The sequence below is a fragment of the Acinetobacter terrae genome, assembly GCF_013004375.1.
Classification (GTDB): domain Bacteria; phylum Pseudomonadota; class Gammaproteobacteria; order Pseudomonadales; family Moraxellaceae; genus Acinetobacter; species Acinetobacter terrae.
In genome coordinates this window covers 62,990-80,946 of sequence record NZ_JABERI010000005.1, presented here as the reverse complement: position 1 = coordinate 80,946, position 17,957 = coordinate 62,990, and the positions used below count along the sequence as shown (strand labels likewise).

10 protein-coding genes and 1 pseudogene are annotated in these 17,957 nt (G+C 39.8%); 7 read left to right on the top strand and 4 right to left on the bottom strand.

The features are described from left to right. Positions 1–41 precede the first annotated feature (41 nt). Positions 42–692 (top strand): response regulator, encoded by a 651-nt coding sequence (locus HLH14_RS03145; RefSeq protein ID WP_067725655.1) that lies wholly within the window; start codon positions 42–44, stop codon positions 690–692. A gap of 97 nt (positions 693–789) precedes the next feature. Here the strand turns inward: HLH14_RS03145 and HLH14_RS03140 are convergent, their stop codons facing one another. Further along, positions 790–1,557, bottom strand: coding sequence for a hypothetical protein (locus HLH14_RS03140; RefSeq protein ID WP_131271350.1), 768 nt, complete (start codon positions 1,555–1,557; stop codon positions 790–792). A 417-nt stretch (positions 1,558–1,974) separates the two neighbouring features. Next, complete coding sequence (locus HLH14_RS03135; RefSeq protein ID WP_131271349.1) at positions 1,975–5,466, bottom strand: hybrid sensor histidine kinase/response regulator; 3,492 nt, start codon at positions 5,464–5,466, stop codon at positions 1,975–1,977. Positions 5,467–5,651: 185 nt separating this feature from the next. Between HLH14_RS03135 and HLH14_RS03130 the strand changes: the two genes are divergently transcribed. The 3 genes from HLH14_RS03130 (at position 5,652) to HLH14_RS03120 (ending at position 8,725) form a co-directional block, all read left to right on the top strand. Next, positions 5,652–5,984, top strand: a complete 333-nt coding sequence (locus HLH14_RS03130) for a DUF485 domain-containing protein (RefSeq protein ID WP_067725504.1) — start codon at positions 5,652–5,654, stop codon at positions 5,982–5,984. Position 5,985: 1 nt separating this feature from the next. Continuing rightward, on the top strand, positions 5,986–7,701 hold the full coding sequence (locus tag HLH14_RS03125) for a cation acetate symporter (protein ID WP_171532652.1): 1,716 nt from the start codon (positions 5,986–5,988) through the stop codon (positions 7,699–7,701). A 331-nt stretch (positions 7,702–8,032) separates the two neighbouring features. Continuing rightward, the gene (locus tag HLH14_RS03120; RefSeq protein WP_171532651.1) at positions 8,033–8,725 is read left to right on the top strand and encodes an ion channel; all 693 of its coding nucleotides are present in this window, start codon (positions 8,033–8,035) and stop codon (positions 8,723–8,725) included. A gap of 103 nt (positions 8,726–8,828) precedes the next feature. Here HLH14_RS03120 and omp33-36 read toward each other — a convergent pair whose 3' ends face one another. Beyond that, complete coding sequence (gene omp33-36, locus HLH14_RS03115; protein WP_171532650.1) at positions 8,829–9,758, bottom strand: porin Omp33-36; 930 nt, start codon at positions 9,756–9,758, stop codon at positions 8,829–8,831. A gap of 1,231 nt (positions 9,759–10,989) precedes the next feature. On the opposite strand from omp33-36, the pseudogene HLH14_RS15910 reads away from it, so the two are divergent. The 3 genes and pseudogenes from HLH14_RS15910 to HLH14_RS03105 all read left to right on the top strand — a co-directional run. Further along, a pseudogene (locus HLH14_RS15910) lies at positions 10,990–11,181 on the top strand (class D beta-lactamase); the annotation flags it as partial. A 243-nt stretch (positions 11,182–11,424) separates the two neighbouring features. Further along, positions 11,425–13,128, top strand: coding sequence for a GGDEF domain-containing protein (locus HLH14_RS03110; RefSeq protein WP_171532649.1), 1,704 nt, complete (start codon positions 11,425–11,427; stop codon positions 13,126–13,128). A 57-nt stretch (positions 13,129–13,185) separates the two neighbouring features. After that, positions 13,186–14,958: a P-loop NTPase fold protein gene (locus HLH14_RS03105; protein ID WP_171532648.1), complete on the top strand. Its 1,773-nt coding sequence runs from the start codon at positions 13,186–13,188 to the stop codon at positions 14,956–14,958. Positions 14,959–14,970: 12 nt separating this feature from the next. On the opposite strand, the gene uvrA is transcribed toward HLH14_RS03105, so the two are convergent. Next, complete coding sequence (gene uvrA / locus HLH14_RS03100) at positions 14,971–17,802, bottom strand: excinuclease ABC subunit UvrA (protein ID WP_171532647.1); 2,832 nt, start codon at positions 17,800–17,802, stop codon at positions 14,971–14,973. Positions 17,803–17,957 lie beyond the last annotated feature (155 nt).

The window sequence follows — 17,957 nt, the reverse complement described above, 5'->3', positions numbered from 1 at the left end:
TAGAATAGAAACCACTGTGCACAAGATCCTTCATGTCGCTTATGAATATTTTAATCGTTGATGACCATCCGTTGTTTCGTCATGCCTTAATTCAGGCCGTTCGTTACAGCTTACCGCAAGCTCAAATTCATGAAACAGCTGCAGTAAATGAGTTGTATGAACGCTTAGATAACGGACCGGAACCGGATTTGGTTTTATTGGATTTAAATTTACCAGGGGCTTCGGGCTTTTCAGCTTTGGTTCACGTCCGTGCACAATATCCCTCGATTCCAATTATTGTGGTTTCTGCCCATGAAGAAACTTCAATTATTCAACGTGCCATTGCACATGGTGCAATGGGCTATATTCCTAAATCAGCACATCCAAGCCATATTGGTGAGGCGATTCGCCAGGTGCTGGAAGGTGACATCTGGTTACCGCCAAACTTGCCTGCCAACCTGAATTTTGATCCACGTGCAGCAGATGAAACCGCACTGGCAGAACGTATTCAATCACTTACACCGCAACAATTCCGTGTATTGATGATGGTGGCTGAAGGTTTACTGAATAAACAGATTGCTTATGAGCTCGATGTCTCTGAAGCAACCATTAAAGCGCATGTCACTGCCATTTTCCGTAAATTGAATGTACAAAACCGTACTCAGGCAGTATTGGCGATCAGTGCGTTAAATATTGAAGAAAAGAGAATGTAATCTGATAAACACAACATTGAACGAAAAAGGCACTTGATGAAAGTGCCTTTTTTATTGCGAGGGATGTTTTGAAAATCAAAGCATTTAGCGCTTTAGATTACGCGACGCAGCTTTGTCTGGGAGTATGGTCTGTGCAAAATAATGGATTTAATGCACATTGCAGATCATCAATTTGCTCTTGAGAGACATACGCTTTCTCTTTCAGATATTCAGCCACGCTCTCATCTCTTAAACTTAAAAATGCGGCATCGTACACGCCTAAATCGACAAATAAAGCCGCGGTTTCTAAGCTGTTAAAACGGTCTAAATAGACATCACTGCCATACAGCAGGAAAATATGATCTTCATTGGCATGGCTATTTACATCTAAGCGCTTTGCCAATTCAAAAGGTGGGGTTTTAATAAAAAGCAGGTCAGACAATTCATCAAATTGTGTGGTATCGAGCAGATTTTCATCGGTTTTTACTTTTCCAAGCCATGCTTTAAAGACCAGCACCGCACCCCCACGCAATAACATGCTCCAAATCTGGTGACGGACTTGATCAGTTAGGTCTTTAGATTCGGCTTTTAAGGATTGAATCAGCTTATCTTCTTGTTCAGCAAGTCGATCAAATAGACCCAAGCCTTGCGGTTTATAGGCTGCGGGGCTGAATACATCAAAATTCAACTCATCAAACACTTGTAATGCAAGCGGAACAGCACTTTGATACAAGGTATTTAATGCCTGAATGTGAGTATCTTTCAAGTGGCTGGGCTTAAATAATTCAGTCCATTGAATTTCAGGTAACAGGGCATTGGCACCATATTGACGGTAAAATTGTTGCGATTGATCTACGCCATGGCTTCTGGCTTCAGAAATGTTCATCTTAAACTCCTGGATTTTTCTATGATGATCAGTTTCTTGGGCAGTGTTTTGATGTACGTACTGATACAGAAATTAAACTGATCATTTGTTGCTCTCATATATGAGCCAGGATGGCGACGAACGGAATACGACTAAAGTTATAGAGTGGCTTTTTATTTAAAAAATACTTTTAATAATAATGGCTTGTGAAATTGTAACTAATTATACAAGTGTATATTTGAATTTTGATGTTCTTTGCCATAGAAAATACGCAGTTGGAGTTTTTGGTCAATGCAACAGACCTGAAAATAAGACTTTTTCAACAGTTTTGCCTAGGTGGAAAATTAAATTGCCAGTACGCGTAATCATAGATGTAGATGTGTAAAAAAACGTCCATTTCATCAATTTGAAATGGACGTCCAGTTTTACAGTTTAGGCTTAAGGACTGGAAATTTTTAATCCAGATAACCATGACCGAAGCGATGCCGGTTTTAAGGGTTTTTTCAGCAGCACAATATTCAGTTCTTTCAAATGTTGTGGAAGTTCAGGGTCAGAATCTGCAGTAATCAGCGCCACAGGAACTTGCTCTTGACGATTTTCCAGAATGAAATCTAAACCAATTTTACCGTTATTCAAATGCTGATCGACCAACCATACCTGAATGTTTTCTTGCTGAATCAGTTCTAGCGCTTGTTCAGGCTCAGTCGCCTTAAACACTTGATAGCCCCATTTAGTCAATAATGTAGACATCCCTTCCAGAATGGTTTCATCATTATCTAAACATAAAATTTTATAGGCTTTGCTTTTCAGTGGAATCGCCTGGACTGGTGTTGCCACCACTTTCGGTGCTTCCACGAGTGGTACTTCAATCATGAAGCAAGAGCCTTTGCCATATTCGGAATAGACGTGTACCGGATAGTCCAGCAGGCTGGTCATGCGTTGCACAATGGCTAAGCCGAGTCCCAGACCTTGCTCACCCCAAGGCGAGGTATGGCCACAGCGTTCGAATTCCTGGAAAAGCTTAATCCGTTGTTCTTCAGCAATCCCGGGACCTGTATCCCAAACCCCAATACGAATATTGTTAGGTTTTTCTGCTGAACGCAGTACGCCGACAATCACCTTGCCTTTAGCGGTATAACGTAATGCATTGCTGACAAAGTTTTGAATAATACGGCGAATCCATTGCGGATCGGTATCAATCCAGAATTTTGCATCATGCACACTGAATTTAATGCCACGTTGCGCCGCAATCGATTTAAATTGCAATTCTAAATCACTAAGCAAGTCATGCAGTGGATAAGATTGACGTTTCGGTTGAATCGTACCCCCTTCCAAACGGGCAATATCCAGTAGGGCAGACAACATGCTTTCTGCACCATGCAAGGCACGATCAAGTTGTTGTAATGTCTTGCGGTCTTCATCCGACTGAACGCTTTGTTCTAAAGCTGTACTAAACAAACGCGCGGCATGCATCGGTTGTAACAAGTCATGACTGGCCGCTGCAATAAAGCGACTTTTCGACATGTTGGCACGGTCGGCTTGTTCGCGTGCCAATTGTTGCTCGGAAAGCGCATTGGCAAGCTGCTGGGTTCGATCCTGAACTCGCCCTTCAAGCATGGCTTCATTTTCACGGAACGCGGTAATATCGGCAAAAGTGGTCACGAAACCACCGCCTTCAATTGGATTACCACGCATCTGAATCACCCGGCCATCTTTACGAATCCGTTCAAATTCATGCGCGCTACCCATCGCCATCCAGTGAATCCGTTTACGGACGTGTTCTTCAACAGAACCCGGACCGCATTCACCACGTTCTGCGTTATAGCGAATTAAATCTGCAATTGGGCAGCCGACATAGACAATGTCTTTTGGATAATCGAACAGTTTCAGATATTGATTATTCCACGCCACCAGACACATATTTTCATCCACCACGCTGACCCCTTGGGTCATATGGTCGATCATGGTCATGATCAGGTTTTGGTTAAAACGCTGCCATTGCGATGCCTGATCCAGAATATTTGCCACCTGACCGAGGGCTAAACCATTATTCACCATTGCAGTGGTGAGCAGGGTACGTGCGGAAGCGGAACCGATGGTTCCTGCCAGATATTGCTCGGTGAAGCGCCACCACATGCCATTGGCACTGCTGTTTTCATTCAGGATGACATTGTTTTGCGCACAGAATTGGCGGAAGGCTTTTGTCGTGGGGCCTTCGCCAGTAATCCGTTTGGCGAGGGCAATTAAATCGCCCACTTTTAGACGGGCAACATCATGCTGTAGGTAATTAATGTCACTGGTTGTACTGTGGGAGGGTAAGGGCTTGGTTTCATAATAGAAGAAACTTTCCGCTTGAATTTGTTCTGCAATACTTGGGCGGAAAATTCGAGATACCCAAACATAGAGCAGGATATTCAGACCTAAAGACCAGACCACGCCATGGGTCAATGCTGCAAAAGACTGAAAACCGAGCAAGGCTTCTGGACGTAACCAGTTAATCCCAAAAGGTCCCAGACTCAGGAATTGTTGGGAAAATTGGCTGTATTCAGCAGGCAAGCTACGCAGTACGGTGGGTAACAGCAAGGTATATGCCCACATCACAAAACCAGTAATCAGACCTGCATAAACCCCTTGTTTGCTGCCACCACGCCAGTAGAGTCCACCAATCAGGGCAGGGGAGAATTGTGCGACTGCACTAAACGCGAGCAAGCCAAAAACAGAGAGTTGGTCAATGTCATTAAAGAAATGGAAGAACAGGAAGCCCAATAACATGACGGCTAAAATGCAGATGCGACGGGTAAATTTCAGTACCAAAGGCAGACGTTTATCGTGACGTGAAAGTATGCCCGTGCGCCAGAGTGCCGGCATAATCAGGTCATTACTGAGCATAATTGACAAAGCGACCGAGGACACCAACAACATGCCTGTTGATGCAGAAAAACCACCCAGGAAGGCCAATAGCGTCAACCAGTCCTGATTATAACTGAGCGGTAAGGATAGAACGGCAACATCGGGAATGGCTAAAAAGTGCGGTGCTGCATGTAATGCCCAACTGGCAATGGGAATAATCGCGATGGTGGTGAGAATCAGATAAGTTGCAAACCAGCGACGTGCCCCACGAATATGTTTTTCATCGCGTAATTCAACCACAGCCACATGGAATTGGCGCGGCAAACAAATGATTGCGAGTGCTGCCAATACCGTTTGTACCCAAAAAGTTTCCGGTACACCAAACAGTTGAACCTCTTTAAAGGTATTTGCGACATCACTTGAAATTTGTCCCAGATTACCGGGAGCATCAAACACAAAAAATAACGCAACACAAATTAAAGCAAATAATTTAACAAAGGACTCAAATGCAACGGCCAACATTAAACCGCCATGTTGTTCGGTATTGGCAATTTGCCGGGTCCCAAAAATCATGGCCAAAATGGCTAATATCCCAGTTAAAAACAGCACGCCATTGGTGGTACTTTCTATACCAGAATCCTGTTGCAGAATTACCGCAGCACTTAAGGCAATCGCTCTAAGCTGCAAGGCCAAATAGGGGATAATCGCGATGACGGCAAGAATGGTGACCAGGGATGCCAAAGTCCCACTTTTGCCATAACGAGCGGCAACAAAGTCGGCAATCGATGAAATGGCATGATGCTGACGTACTCGACCCAAACGTCGCCAAATATCATAACCGACCCCGACAAAGATTAGCGGTCCCAAATAAATCGGCAGGAAGATAATCCCTTCACGAACAGCGGCACCGGTCGCACCATAGAATGTCCAGGATGAACAGTAAACCCCTAAAGTTAAACTAAAGAGTAGCATGCGACCACGGGTACTTAATCGACTCGCGTGTTTTTCCCCAAAAAATGCACAGATAAAAAGTAATGCGATATAGAGGGCGAGAACCCCGATGATGAGCCAGCTGTTCATATTGCCTACAGTGTAAAACTATATCGTAATCATACCCTATCTGATAATCTGACCAGTGTAATTGGTTAAAATTTAACGACCAAAGTATTAATTACAACTACCCAACAAGATTGTTAAGTTATACAACGTAATAATTCGAATTAAAAAATAGCGCCTAAGGCTGGGCACAAACAGGAGCATTGGTTATGGATGAGAGACAGGTAGAGCAAATTCTACAGAATCCAAAATTTAAACAGATGGTCAGTAAAAAAAGCACACTGAGCTGGACACTTACAGCAATTATGTTGTTCGTCTACGTGGGTTTCATGCTGCTCGTCGGTTATAACAAAGAATTCTTAATGAGTTCTTTTAGCGGTGGTGTAACAACGTGGGGCATGCCACTGGGTCTAAGCATCATCGTATTATCATTTCTACTCTGCGGTGTGTATTCCTATATTGCTAACAATAAGTTAGATCCGTTAACAAAAGAAGCAATGAGAGAAGTAGAAGCAATTGCGAATGAAAAAGGACCGCACTAATATGAAATGGAATTCATTGAAGGCTCAAGCCCTTGCAGCATCAACACTGCTCATGTCGGGTATGGTCATGGCTGGCCCAGATCTCGGGGCTGCTGAGCAGCAGGCAACCAACTGGCATGCCATTATCATGTTTGTAATTTTTGTTGCCTTTACCTTGGTGATTACCAAATGGGCAGCGAAGCAAACCACCAGTACCACAGATTTCTATACTGCCGGTGGTGGTATTTCAGGTTTCCAAAATGGTTTGGCGATTGCCGGTGACTATATGTCAGCTGCTTCGTTCCTTGGGATTTCTGCACTTGTGTTCAGTTCAGGTTTTGACGGTTTACTTTACTCACTTGGTTTCATGGTGGGTTGGCCAATCGTATTGTTCCTGGTGGCTGAACGTCTGCGTAACTTAGGTAAATTCAACTTATCTGACGTGGTATCTTTCCGCTTGGCAGAAAAGCCAGTGCGTACTTTGGCAGCCGTGAGCTCACTTGTTGTTGTTGCGTTCTACCTTATCGCTCAGATGGTCGGTGCAGGTCAGCTGATCAAACTGCTGTTTGGTTTGAACTATAATATCGCAGTCGTGATTGTTGGCTTGCTGATGATGGCTTACGTGATTTTCGGCGGTATGTTGGCAACCACTTGGGTACAAATCATCAAGGCGGTGATGTTGCTTTCAGGCGCGAGCTTCATGGCATTCATGGTTATGAAAGGTGTGGGCTTCAGCTTCACTGAAATGTTTGAACAATCGATTCAAATCTTCTCTAAAGTCCATGATGTAAGTTTGGCAGAAGCCGGAAATATCATGGGGCCGGGCAAGTTGGCAGCAAATCCACTTGATGCAATCTCTCTAGGTCTTGCATTGATGTTTGGTACTGCCGGTTTACCGCACATTTTAATGCGTTTCTTTACGGTGAAGGATGCCAAAGAAGCACGTAAATCAGTCGTGGTTGCAACAGGTTTCATTGGTTATTTCTACCTTTTAACCTTCATCATTGGTTTCGGTGCGATTATGTATGTATCGAATAACCCGCAATTCCTTGATGTGGCGAAAATGGCAGTGACTGGCAAGTTAGAGCTTGTTGGTGGTAACAACATGGCTGCGGTGCACTTGAGTGATGCGCTTGGCGGTGACTTGTTCATGGGCTTCATTTCAGCAGTGGCATTCGCAACGATTCTTGCAGTGGTTGCAGGTTTGACATTGTCTGGTGCTTCAGCAATTTCACATGACTTGTATGCAAACGTATTCAGAAAAGGGCGCACTACCCCTGAATCTGAACTTCGTATGTCAAAAATTGCGACTTTAGGTCTTGCAATTTTTGCGATGATTTTGGGCATTTTGTTCGAGAAGCAAAACGTTGCCTTCATGGTCGGTTTGGCATTTTCGGTGGCTGCATGTGCCAACTTCCCGGTACTTGTACTTTCAATGTTCTGGAAAGGTTTAACCACGCGCGGTGCGGTTATTGGTGGTGTCGTGGGTCTAGGGCTTGCAGTGCTGTTGATTGTTCTGTCTAAAGCCGTGTGGGTGGATACATTAGGTATCTCTGATACGCCAATCAATCCATTTAACGGTCCTGCGATCTTCGCTATGCCATTGTCATTCTTCTGCTGCTGGTTGTTCTCTGTGACTGATAATTCAGCACGTGCACAAGCAGAGCGTAAGGCATTTGACGCACAGTATGTTCGTTCAATGACAGGTATTGGCGCATCAGGTGCATCTGATCACTAAGACTCAAAATTGAACTCATAAAAAAGTCCCTTTAGGGACTTTTTTATTGTTTGATATTCAAGATATGTTTGATATTCAAGATATGTTTGATTGATAAAATATTTTTTTAAATTTAATCGATTTATTTGAAGCTAATCCGAATTTTTATATTGGGAAATATCATGCCGAAATTTAATTAGGGAGCATTTGTTAAGGATTTTTTTTGTGATTTTTATATAGATTTTCATACAAATGTGTCACTGGTATAGTGGTTAATTCATGCTAAGTTAATCAGATGAAAAATAAAGAAAACAGCATAATAAACAAAAACAGCAATGTCTTGGAGTTGTAAATGCAGGCCTTTATTGATGTTTGGAAAATTTTCCGCTTATTACCTTCAGCGTGGCTGATCTTATTGCAATTTTTCATTTTAATATTATCAGTGGCCGTCAATTACAGTATGACCTATCGGACTCTGACCTGGCTTTTAGGGGTCTTGGTTTTACTGGTGATTGCCAAAGTCATTCGACAAACACCGATGTTTACGATTTTAGGACTGAGTTTTGTCGGTGGGGCAGTAATTTTTTCTTCACTGATTTTATTGGGCTTAGATCATTCGATGCTTCAAGTGATGGCGCATGGTTTCGAAGCTGCAGCCTATTTTAGTGCCGCATATGGTTTATTGCGTTATATGTTCGAAGACCGTTATTTAACCAGAGATGAACTATTCGCTGCGGGTGCAGTATTTACGCTGCTTGCTTGGGGTTTTGCCTTTTTATATAACATATGCCAGCTTTTGGTGCCGGGTAGTTTTCACAACCCAAATATGACCGGTTTACAAACGTGGCTGGATTTATTGTTTTTAAGTTTTAGTTTACAGTCGGCAACGGGATTGTCTGATTTAATGCCGATGAGTGCACCTGCACGTGTATTGGCAGTGCTACAAATGTTTTGTGGTGTCATGTACTTAGCACTGATTGTTTCGCGTTTAATCGCTCTACAATACATTGCACATTTACCCAATCGGGATGACGCTAATAAATAAGAGTAGAGTGACTCATGAGAATAATGGCTTTATATTTGAATAAAGCTAGACAATAAAAAAGGACTCAATTGAGTCCTTTTTGAATTCTTTTTCTAATTAGCAATTAGAAGCGGAATTTAGCATTTACGCCACCCAATTGAGCATCGTTTGCGCCATTTTCACCATTTGCATACACATAGCTTACACCTAAGCCAATAGCTGGTGTAACGAAGTAATTTACATTCACACCAGTTGCAGAGGTAGGAAGAGTTCGGCTCTTGTAGCTACCTTCAGCATAAGATGCGCCTACACTGAATTTAGGTGTTAGATAAAGGTCAGATTTTAAGTTATAAAGAGTATCTTCGCCGTAAACGATACCTGCTTCAAAGCCTAAAGACATGTTAGTACCGTCAATTGGACCTACGTATTTAGTACGTGCAGTAATTGCATCTTGGTCTTCATCAATTGAACGAGCTTCCATAGAAGCGCTCATTAAACCGTTGTTTAAGATGTTGAAAGTGTCTAATGATTCATTTGCTGAAACACTAGTATAACCTACAGCAAATAAGAAGTTAGGTGCAAGCATCGCACCTAATTCTAAGGCATAGCGATCACCTGAATCATCACGTTGTCCAAGAAGAATGCTGTCGTTATTTTTTACATCAGTTATAGAGTGGTTGTAAGAAGCACTTGCATATACAGGTACAACACTTGTAGGAATGTATGTTTCGCCTTTAACACCGTAAGAATGTTGGTCAACATTCAGATTTAAAGTACCAACTTGTGCAATTCCAGTATCAATATCAGCAGATAAGCGACCATAGTTGTAACCAGCACTTACGCTACTTGCTTGGTTTAAAAAAGCTGCTTCGGCTAAAGGGCCTTTAGTTGTATTAAGATCTTTAAAGTAGTATGTACCTTGCGCACCTACGTTATAGTTACCATCATTCAATTCAGCATCGTAGTAACCTACGTTACCTTGAACTTCTACTTGATAAGCTTGAGCACCAGTCATGGCTAATAATAAAGCAGTGGCTAAACCGATTTTTTTCATAATAATTACCAGTTCTATTAAAAATGGATTAAACAGTAGGCATTGTATTGTAACAAAACATTAAGTCAATGAAGTAAAAGGACATTATTTGGTTGAAATATTACTATAAACATCACATAACGTGGATAAGTCCACAATCAACTTAATGCCTATAAAATTAAAAAACTTTCTTAATAACAAAAGATTATGTGCATTAAAGCAACTAATCCTGCTTAGAATTAATGAAAGTAAGTGGGGAGATTTTTACAATGTAAAATTAGGTTAATTTGTAGTTGTTAATTGTAAATAAGTAATTTATCTATGTTGGTATAACGTGAGAAAATCATCATATTTGTAATATTTTATGAGTTAAAACAATAAAGATGACTTATAACGGATATTTTTTTGTTTAAAATATAAACATTCCAAACCTTAATATGTGATGTATTTCACATCTTTATATATTTATTGTGATTCAGGTTAAACCTTACTACTTTGATAGGCTTTACTTGTTTGGTGATTTTTATCATAATCTATCTATCAAGTCATGTTACATTGAAATAATGTGATGATGATCTGATTCTCCATAAACAAGTTTTGTTTTTATATGCCCAACTTTCCCCAAGGTTGGGCTTTTTTTTGCCTGAAATAAGTATGCTCTGACTAAGTTCTCATATTTAATAAAAACAGTAGTCAAATATCAGCACAACTTTAAAGCCAAAAGAATATTAATTTTTAGTTTTTTATTAAAGATCTATTACAAAGCGGAATATTTTAAAAATGTGTATTTTGAATTATTTTAGAATATTTATGCACCAATATAGAGCATTATTGATATGAGTTTTATTTCATATCTTAAATTTAGTAATAAAAAACCCCAGTTTCCTGTGAAAACTGGGGTTTTTTAGCCAAAAATCTCGGAAAAATCAAAAATCCTGCTGAGGAATGATTTTGACCTGCCCTAATGCGGTGCATTATGCACTTATTTGTGGCAGGTGTAAATATTTTCTTACACCTGTTATAAAAATATTTTTAGGTATGTAATTCATACAAAATGAGCTAATAGGACTTAATAAAAATAGAAGATTAATGCTTTCGAGATTTTGAGATGAAACAAGGATTGTTTTACTTAAGTTGCTTAATGGTCTTGATGAAATGAAGTGCTTGTCAGATGGTGAGCGAACAGAATTCTAATCAAGCCATGATGAAACCCATCTCAGAATTAACATCAGTGTGATCAGAAGATATTGCAACGCTGTTGAATCAAGCAAATAAACAAGCAGTCTTTATTACTTAGGATGGTCACCAGTTCAATCATTATGGGAATGCTTTAACCCATGCCAGACATTTCTATATTCCTGCTTCAACTTTTAAAATGTTAAATGCCTTGATTGGCTTGCAACATGATAAAGTACATACGACTGAAGTTTTTGAGTTGGGTGGAAATGCATGATGCTGATGAGGTGAGGGAGCGCAAGCAATTGAGCTTAGATGTTTTGAATAAACTTGGTTTATTCTTTTATCTTCATTAGAGAGTGGTATTAATAATAATTTTTTATAAAAAATAAGATAAACGGTTGATAAGAAAGAATTAGTAGTATGGAAATAATGTAATATATACGATTGTATTATAAACGAAATATGATGATGATTGGCCAGTTGTTTTTGTGTGGGGCGTACTTAATCCATGTATAAATTACGTTCGGAACATATTAGTCAACGGCTTTTTTTGTCGATGATCATCATTATCTTCTCACTGCTTTTTCTTTCTGTTCCTTTAATTGTCAGTAGTTATCAGAGTTATCAAAAAGCAGATCGCGCTTTAACTGAAATTTCTGCGCTACGTGCAGTTGCCGATTTAGCCAATAAAGTTTCACGCGAGAGAGCACCTGCGAATAAGGTGATGTCGAGTACCGCTGATGAATTAGCTAAAAATCTACAAGAGCTGCAAGCGCATCGAAAAGAAGTCGATATACAGATTGATCAGACCCTACAGATTTTAAATGCATCAGGCTTTTCTGCTCAGGTACGAGGCTTATCTTCCAATTTAAAAGTAACTTTACAGCAAGGTCGTCAAGCTGTGGATGCTTATGCTGCTTTGCCCCGATCTGAACGTACTTCAAAACAGCTTGATGATGCGATTAAGAAAATGTTCACGGCATGGGATAGTTGTCATGAAATTTTAAAAAATGTATTGGTGCACTCGGTAGGTAAGGGGACATCTGCTTCTGAGTCCTACACCCTCATTTTAATTCTGGCGGATTTACGCGACCAGGCAGGGCGAATTGCATCGAATGTCATTGCATCGGTCACTTTTGCAGAAAAAATACCTGAAGATAATCTAGCTCGATCATTACAGACTCAACATCAGGCAAATTATTTATGGGGCTTGGTCAATACCATACAACCTGAACAAGGCAAAACCCCCGAATATTTAGCTTTGCATCAAAAAGTAAAAAAACAGTTTTTAGACAAAGGTATTCCAATTGTTGCGGGTTTAATTAATGAAAGTTTGCATAATCAGCGTTATTCATTAACCGGTACGCAATTGACAGAGGCTATGGTCGACAAATTTGTCACAGTTGTGAATTTGCAAACCTATATTTTAGATTACAGTGTTAGTGTTGCTCAAAACGAGAAAAATCAAGCACAACAGCAATTTATCATAACGCTCTTGGTTGCAATAATTTGTCTAGTTACCGCATGTTTTACCATGATCTATGCGCGAAATGGGGTATTTAAACCTTTGCTTAAAGCCAAAAATGCAATTCTTCGTTTGGCACAGCATAAAGTTGCAGATAGTGAATTTGATGAATTATCAAATGATCCAGTAACACTGTTACAAGCAATTAAAAAGTTGAAATGCGTGCTACAGCAACGCGATGCTTTAGAATTTCAACTCAGAAATATTGCCAATACTGATAGTTTGACTGGTGTATCCAACCGTTTGGCTTTGGATGAATATATTAAGTATCTGGAAAAGAAACCTGAAAAATTTACTCAAACAGCGCTAATTATTTTTGATATTGATGATTTTAAACAGGTAAATGATACTTTCGGGCATATTGTCGGTGATGAAGTTATTAGGCTAGTCGCGGAAAAATTACAATTTTGTGTGCGTACTTCGGATTTGATCGTGCGTTATGGTGGTGATGAGTTTTTGGTATTAATCGAACAGGCTGATTTTCAGGATGCTTGGGTTGTTGCGAATAAAATTCTTAAAGAGATTGGCAGCTCTGAACTCTACATTGCTGAGATCAATCAAAATATTCAGATTTCTGTGAGTGCAGGTGTTGCTGTTGGTGCAGCATCATGGATGGCATTACTGGAAAAAGCCGACAAGTCTTTATTTCAGGCCAAAGAAAATGGCAAAAATGCAGTAGCGGGGTGATGTAAGTTATTAATTTTTGATATATAAAGATTTATTACCACAATAAAGTTTTCAAGAATGGATCAGTTTGAACGTTTAGAAGATATTTTTAAGAACAATAATAATAAAGGAATGGCTGTAGCAATTACAGGACAGTGGGGGATAGGTAAAACTTTCTTTTGGAATAAATTTATAAATGAAAGAGCTAAAAGAGAAGAAGAACGAAAATATTTACCTTTTTTCATAACACAGAAATACCCAAATTTATTCAATAAGAAATACGCATATATCTCTTTATTTGGGGTTGAGTCTCTAGCTGATCTAAAGACAGCTATTTGTACTAAGTTAAGTTCAAATCATTTTAATGAATTTAGTTCAAAAAATATTGAAACTCCAATACTCTTGAAAAAATTTATTAGTCAATTCAGAGATATCAAAGTATCTCAATATGGAGTAAGTGCATCTGCACGATTAATTGAGTCATTTCTTTTTGCCCAAGTTAATAATGCGATAATTTGTTTTGATGACTTTGAAAGAATGTCAAAAAAGCTAGATATTGAAGATGTCATGGGTTTGGCAAATCAGCTTAAATTAGAAAGAAATTGTCAGGTAATTTTGATTTTGGATGAAGATAAAGCGGAAGGTGAAAATAATAAAAAATATGCTGAATATAAAGAAAAATTAATTGATGAAACAATCAAAATTACATCAGTAGAACCTCTGATTCGTGCGAATACACAAGGGATAGACGAACAATTAGTAAATTTGATGGTGAAATTTGCAAATGAACTAGGTATCCATAATTTTCGGTTTTTTCAAAAAGTCATAAAACTCTATAAGAACTTTAGACAACAGTTACCTGATACGGTTGCCTATTCAACAAAAGAAATTATTTTGATTCGAATTTTGCAAGGCTATTTTATAGAAGACTTTGGTGTTGAAAATGGTTTGAAGTGGGAGGACTTTTCTACTGAAAATGCTGTTGATCTCATGGATCTTAATGAAGATAGTAAGCAGGGTAATGAAAAGTTAGTAATCTTGAAAAAATTACAAAATTTATCTTATTCATTTGTGTTTGATCATGATCGATGGTTACTAGAATTTAGAAAATGGTTCGATCAAAAAGGTCAGCCAAACTTTCAAGAATTAAATATATTAGCTAATTCAGATTTAATTTCTGAGAAAAATAATTCAATTAAAGAAGATATTAGGCGATTAATGGATCAATGGCGTAATTTACAAGTTGATCAAAATTATTGTGACCATTTATTTCAAAAATCATCTGAATCTATAAGTTTTAATGATCTTAAAGATTTAGATTTTCATTGTTTTTTATTAAGAAAATTTGGGCGAAATGATTTATCTAAACAATTAAAAAAAGCAATTTTGAATTGGCTTGCTCATGAGTTACAGGAGAATTATGAGCAGATTTGGGATGATGCTACAACATTTGGTTATAAAAAAGATAATTTATTTCATTGGTATATAAAGCGTTGGAAGAATAGAAACTCAACCCAAGGGCAGCTATCATTTTTTGATACACTTAAACCATATATTTTGAATGGTATAACTAAGCGTAATGCTGATCATGTATTGCAGCAGGCAACTCAAAGTGATTGGCATGACTTTATATTTATTCAATCTTCAAAAGATCCTGAATTAAGGGAAATAACAAAAGGTAAATTAATCACAGAAATCCTAAAACAGAATATAGATAAAAATTTGACTTCATCTATTAAAAAAATAATTGAGAATTTGCTTATAGTGAAATTACAAGCGAGTAGCAATAGTAGTCAGGTAAAAAATATAGAGTTTGTAATTGATAACTTTAAAAAAGAAGGGCTCTTATGAGCCCTTCTTAAATCATTTTAACAACGGCTTCAAGAACTTCGCCGTATGTGAAACTTTAGATTTCGCCATTTCTTCAGGCGTACCTTCCGCAATAATCATACCGCCACCCGCACCACCTTCAGGACCAAGATCAATCACCCAGTCGGCAGTTTTAATCACATCCAGATTATGCTCAATCACCACGATAGTATTACCCTTATCACGGAGCTGATGCAGAATATCTAACAGTTTTGCAATATCGTGGAAATGCAGACCTGTGGTCGGTTCATCCAGGATATATAAGGTTTTACCCGTATCACGCTTCGCCAACTCACGTGCCAATTTCACCCGTTGTGCTTCACCACCTGAAAGGGTGGTCGCAGATTGACCTAAACGGATATAACCCAAACCGACTTGCGTTAAAGTTTCAAGGCGACGGTGAATCACTGGAATGGCTTCAAAGAAATGCATTGCATCTTCAACAGTCATACCTAAAACATCAGAAATGTTTTTACCTTTATAACCGACTTCTAAAGTTTCACGGTTATAACGGTCGCCATGACAGGCATCGCAAGGCACATACATATCGGGCAGGAAGTGCATCGCCACTTTAATCATGCCGTCGCCTTCGCAAGCTTCACAACGACCACCTTTCACGTTAAACGAGAAACGACCCGCGGCATAACCACGTGCTTTGGCTTCAGGCGTTTGCGCAAACAATTCACGAATCGGGGTAAACAAACCTGTATAAGTCGCAGGGTTAGAACGTGGAGTACGTCCAATCGGGCTTTGGTCAATATCCACGACTTTATCGAGGAACTGTAAGCCATCAATTGAATCAAATTTTTCAGCGGTTAAAGTGGTTGCGCCATTCAATTGTGTTGCTGCAAGCGGTAAAAGGGTACGGTTAATCAGTGTGGATTTACCCGAACCCGAAACGCCCGTCACACAAGTCATAATACCTAAAGGAATGGTTAAATCGACATTCTGTAAGTTATGACCTGCCGCACCCATTAGCTTAATTTTCTCTTCAGGTTTTGGTGGTTGCGTGCGAACTTCCGGCACTTTAATTTTTAACTTTCCAGATAAATATTGTCCGGTAAGCGATTCGGGATTTGCCAAAATTTCTTCATAGGTGCCTTCAGCAATGATATGACCGCCATGCACACCGGCACCCGGGCCAATATCAATAATATGGTCCGCAGCACGAATCGCATCTTCATCATGTTCAACGACTAAAACTGTATTTCCTAGGTCACGTAAGCGAACTAAAGTTTCAAGCAGACGGTCATTATCACGTTGATGCAAACCAATCGACGGTTCATCCAGTACGTACATCACACCCATCAAACCCGCACCAATTTGCGAAGCTAAACGAATACGCTGTGCTTCACCACCAGATAGGGTTTCGGCAGAACGCGAAAGACTTAAATAGTTTAAGCCGACAGAAACCAGGAAGTGCAGACGTTCACGAATTTCCTTGAAAATCTTGTCGGCAATTTCGCCTTTGGCCCCTTCAAGCTGTAAGTCTTGATAATACGCTTCAGCATCGCCAATCGACATTTTGGTAATTTGAGCAATGGTTTTGTCTTTGACCCTGACGTTACGTGAAATTTCATTCAGACGTGAACCGCCACAGGCATCACACGCAGCATTGGATAAATACTGGGCCAAATCATCACGGACATAATTCGATTCAGTTTCACGGTAGCGACGTTCCAGATGCGGCAAAATGCCTTCAAAAGGTTGCACACGTTTATGCTGACGACCACGCTCATCGATATAGCTTAAATCAACTTTGTCTTTGCCCGTCCCGTAAAGGAATTTCTTTTTGGTATCGGCATCCAGTTCATTCCACGGCGTATCCAAAGAAAAGCCAAAATGCGCTGCGACTTTTTCAATCATGCTGTAGTAATACGGACGCTGTCTGTCCCAACCGCGAATGGCACCTTGGCTTAATGATACTTCACTGTTTGGAATCAGTTTGTCTACACTGAAATGGCTGCGTGTACCTAAACCATCACAGGCAGGGCAGGCACCAAATGGATTGTTGAAGGAGAACAAACGTGGTTCGAGTTCGGCAACAGCGCGGTCACATTCAGGGCAAGAATGTTTTGCCGAGAACACACGATCAGCTTGTTCGCCTTTCATCCACGATAAAATCGCGATGTCGCCACCTAAACGCAGCGCAGTTTCAAAAGATTCAGCAATACGGTTGCCCAAATCATCACGGACTTTAAAACGATCCACGACTACTTCAATGGTGTGTTTTTTCTTTTTATCCAGTTCAGGTGGGGTATCAATTTCGACAATTTCACCATCCACCCGGGCACGGACAAAACCTTGGCTTTGCAATTGCTCAAACAGGTTGGTGTATTCGCCTTTACGCTCACGCACCACAGGTGCAAGCAGTATTAAAGCCGTGCCTTCCTCTAAACTTTTAACTGCATCAACCATTTCTGAAACGGTTTGTGCCACCATCGGCAGGTCATGTTCAGGACAATACGGTGTTCCGACACGTGCATATAAAAGACGTAAATAGTCGTAAATTTCCGTGATTGTTCCCACAGTTGAACGTGGGTTGTGGCTGGTTGATTTCTGTTCAATTGCAATAGCAGGGCTTAAACCTTCAATAGAATCGACTTCTGGTTTTTCCATTTGCGAAAGGAACTGGCGCGCATAGGCAGAAAGCGATTCCACATAACGGCGCTGACCTTCAGCATATAAGGTGTCAAAAGCTAAGGAAGATTTACCTGAGCCTGAGAGTCCCGTAATGACCACGAATTTGTCGCGTGGAATATCGAGTGACACATTTTTTAAGTTATGGGTACGTGCGCCTCGAATACGGATATGACTTTGGCTCATAAAACATCTCGGTAATGTGCAAATTGAAGGTTATATATGATAGCGATTTAATTTTGTTCAAGCTGAATAAAATCGTTTTTTAACGACATATTATGTCGGCTGAATGTATTTAGTTAAAGTTTATAAGACTGTAGCGAGCTTTCGTAATAGTCACA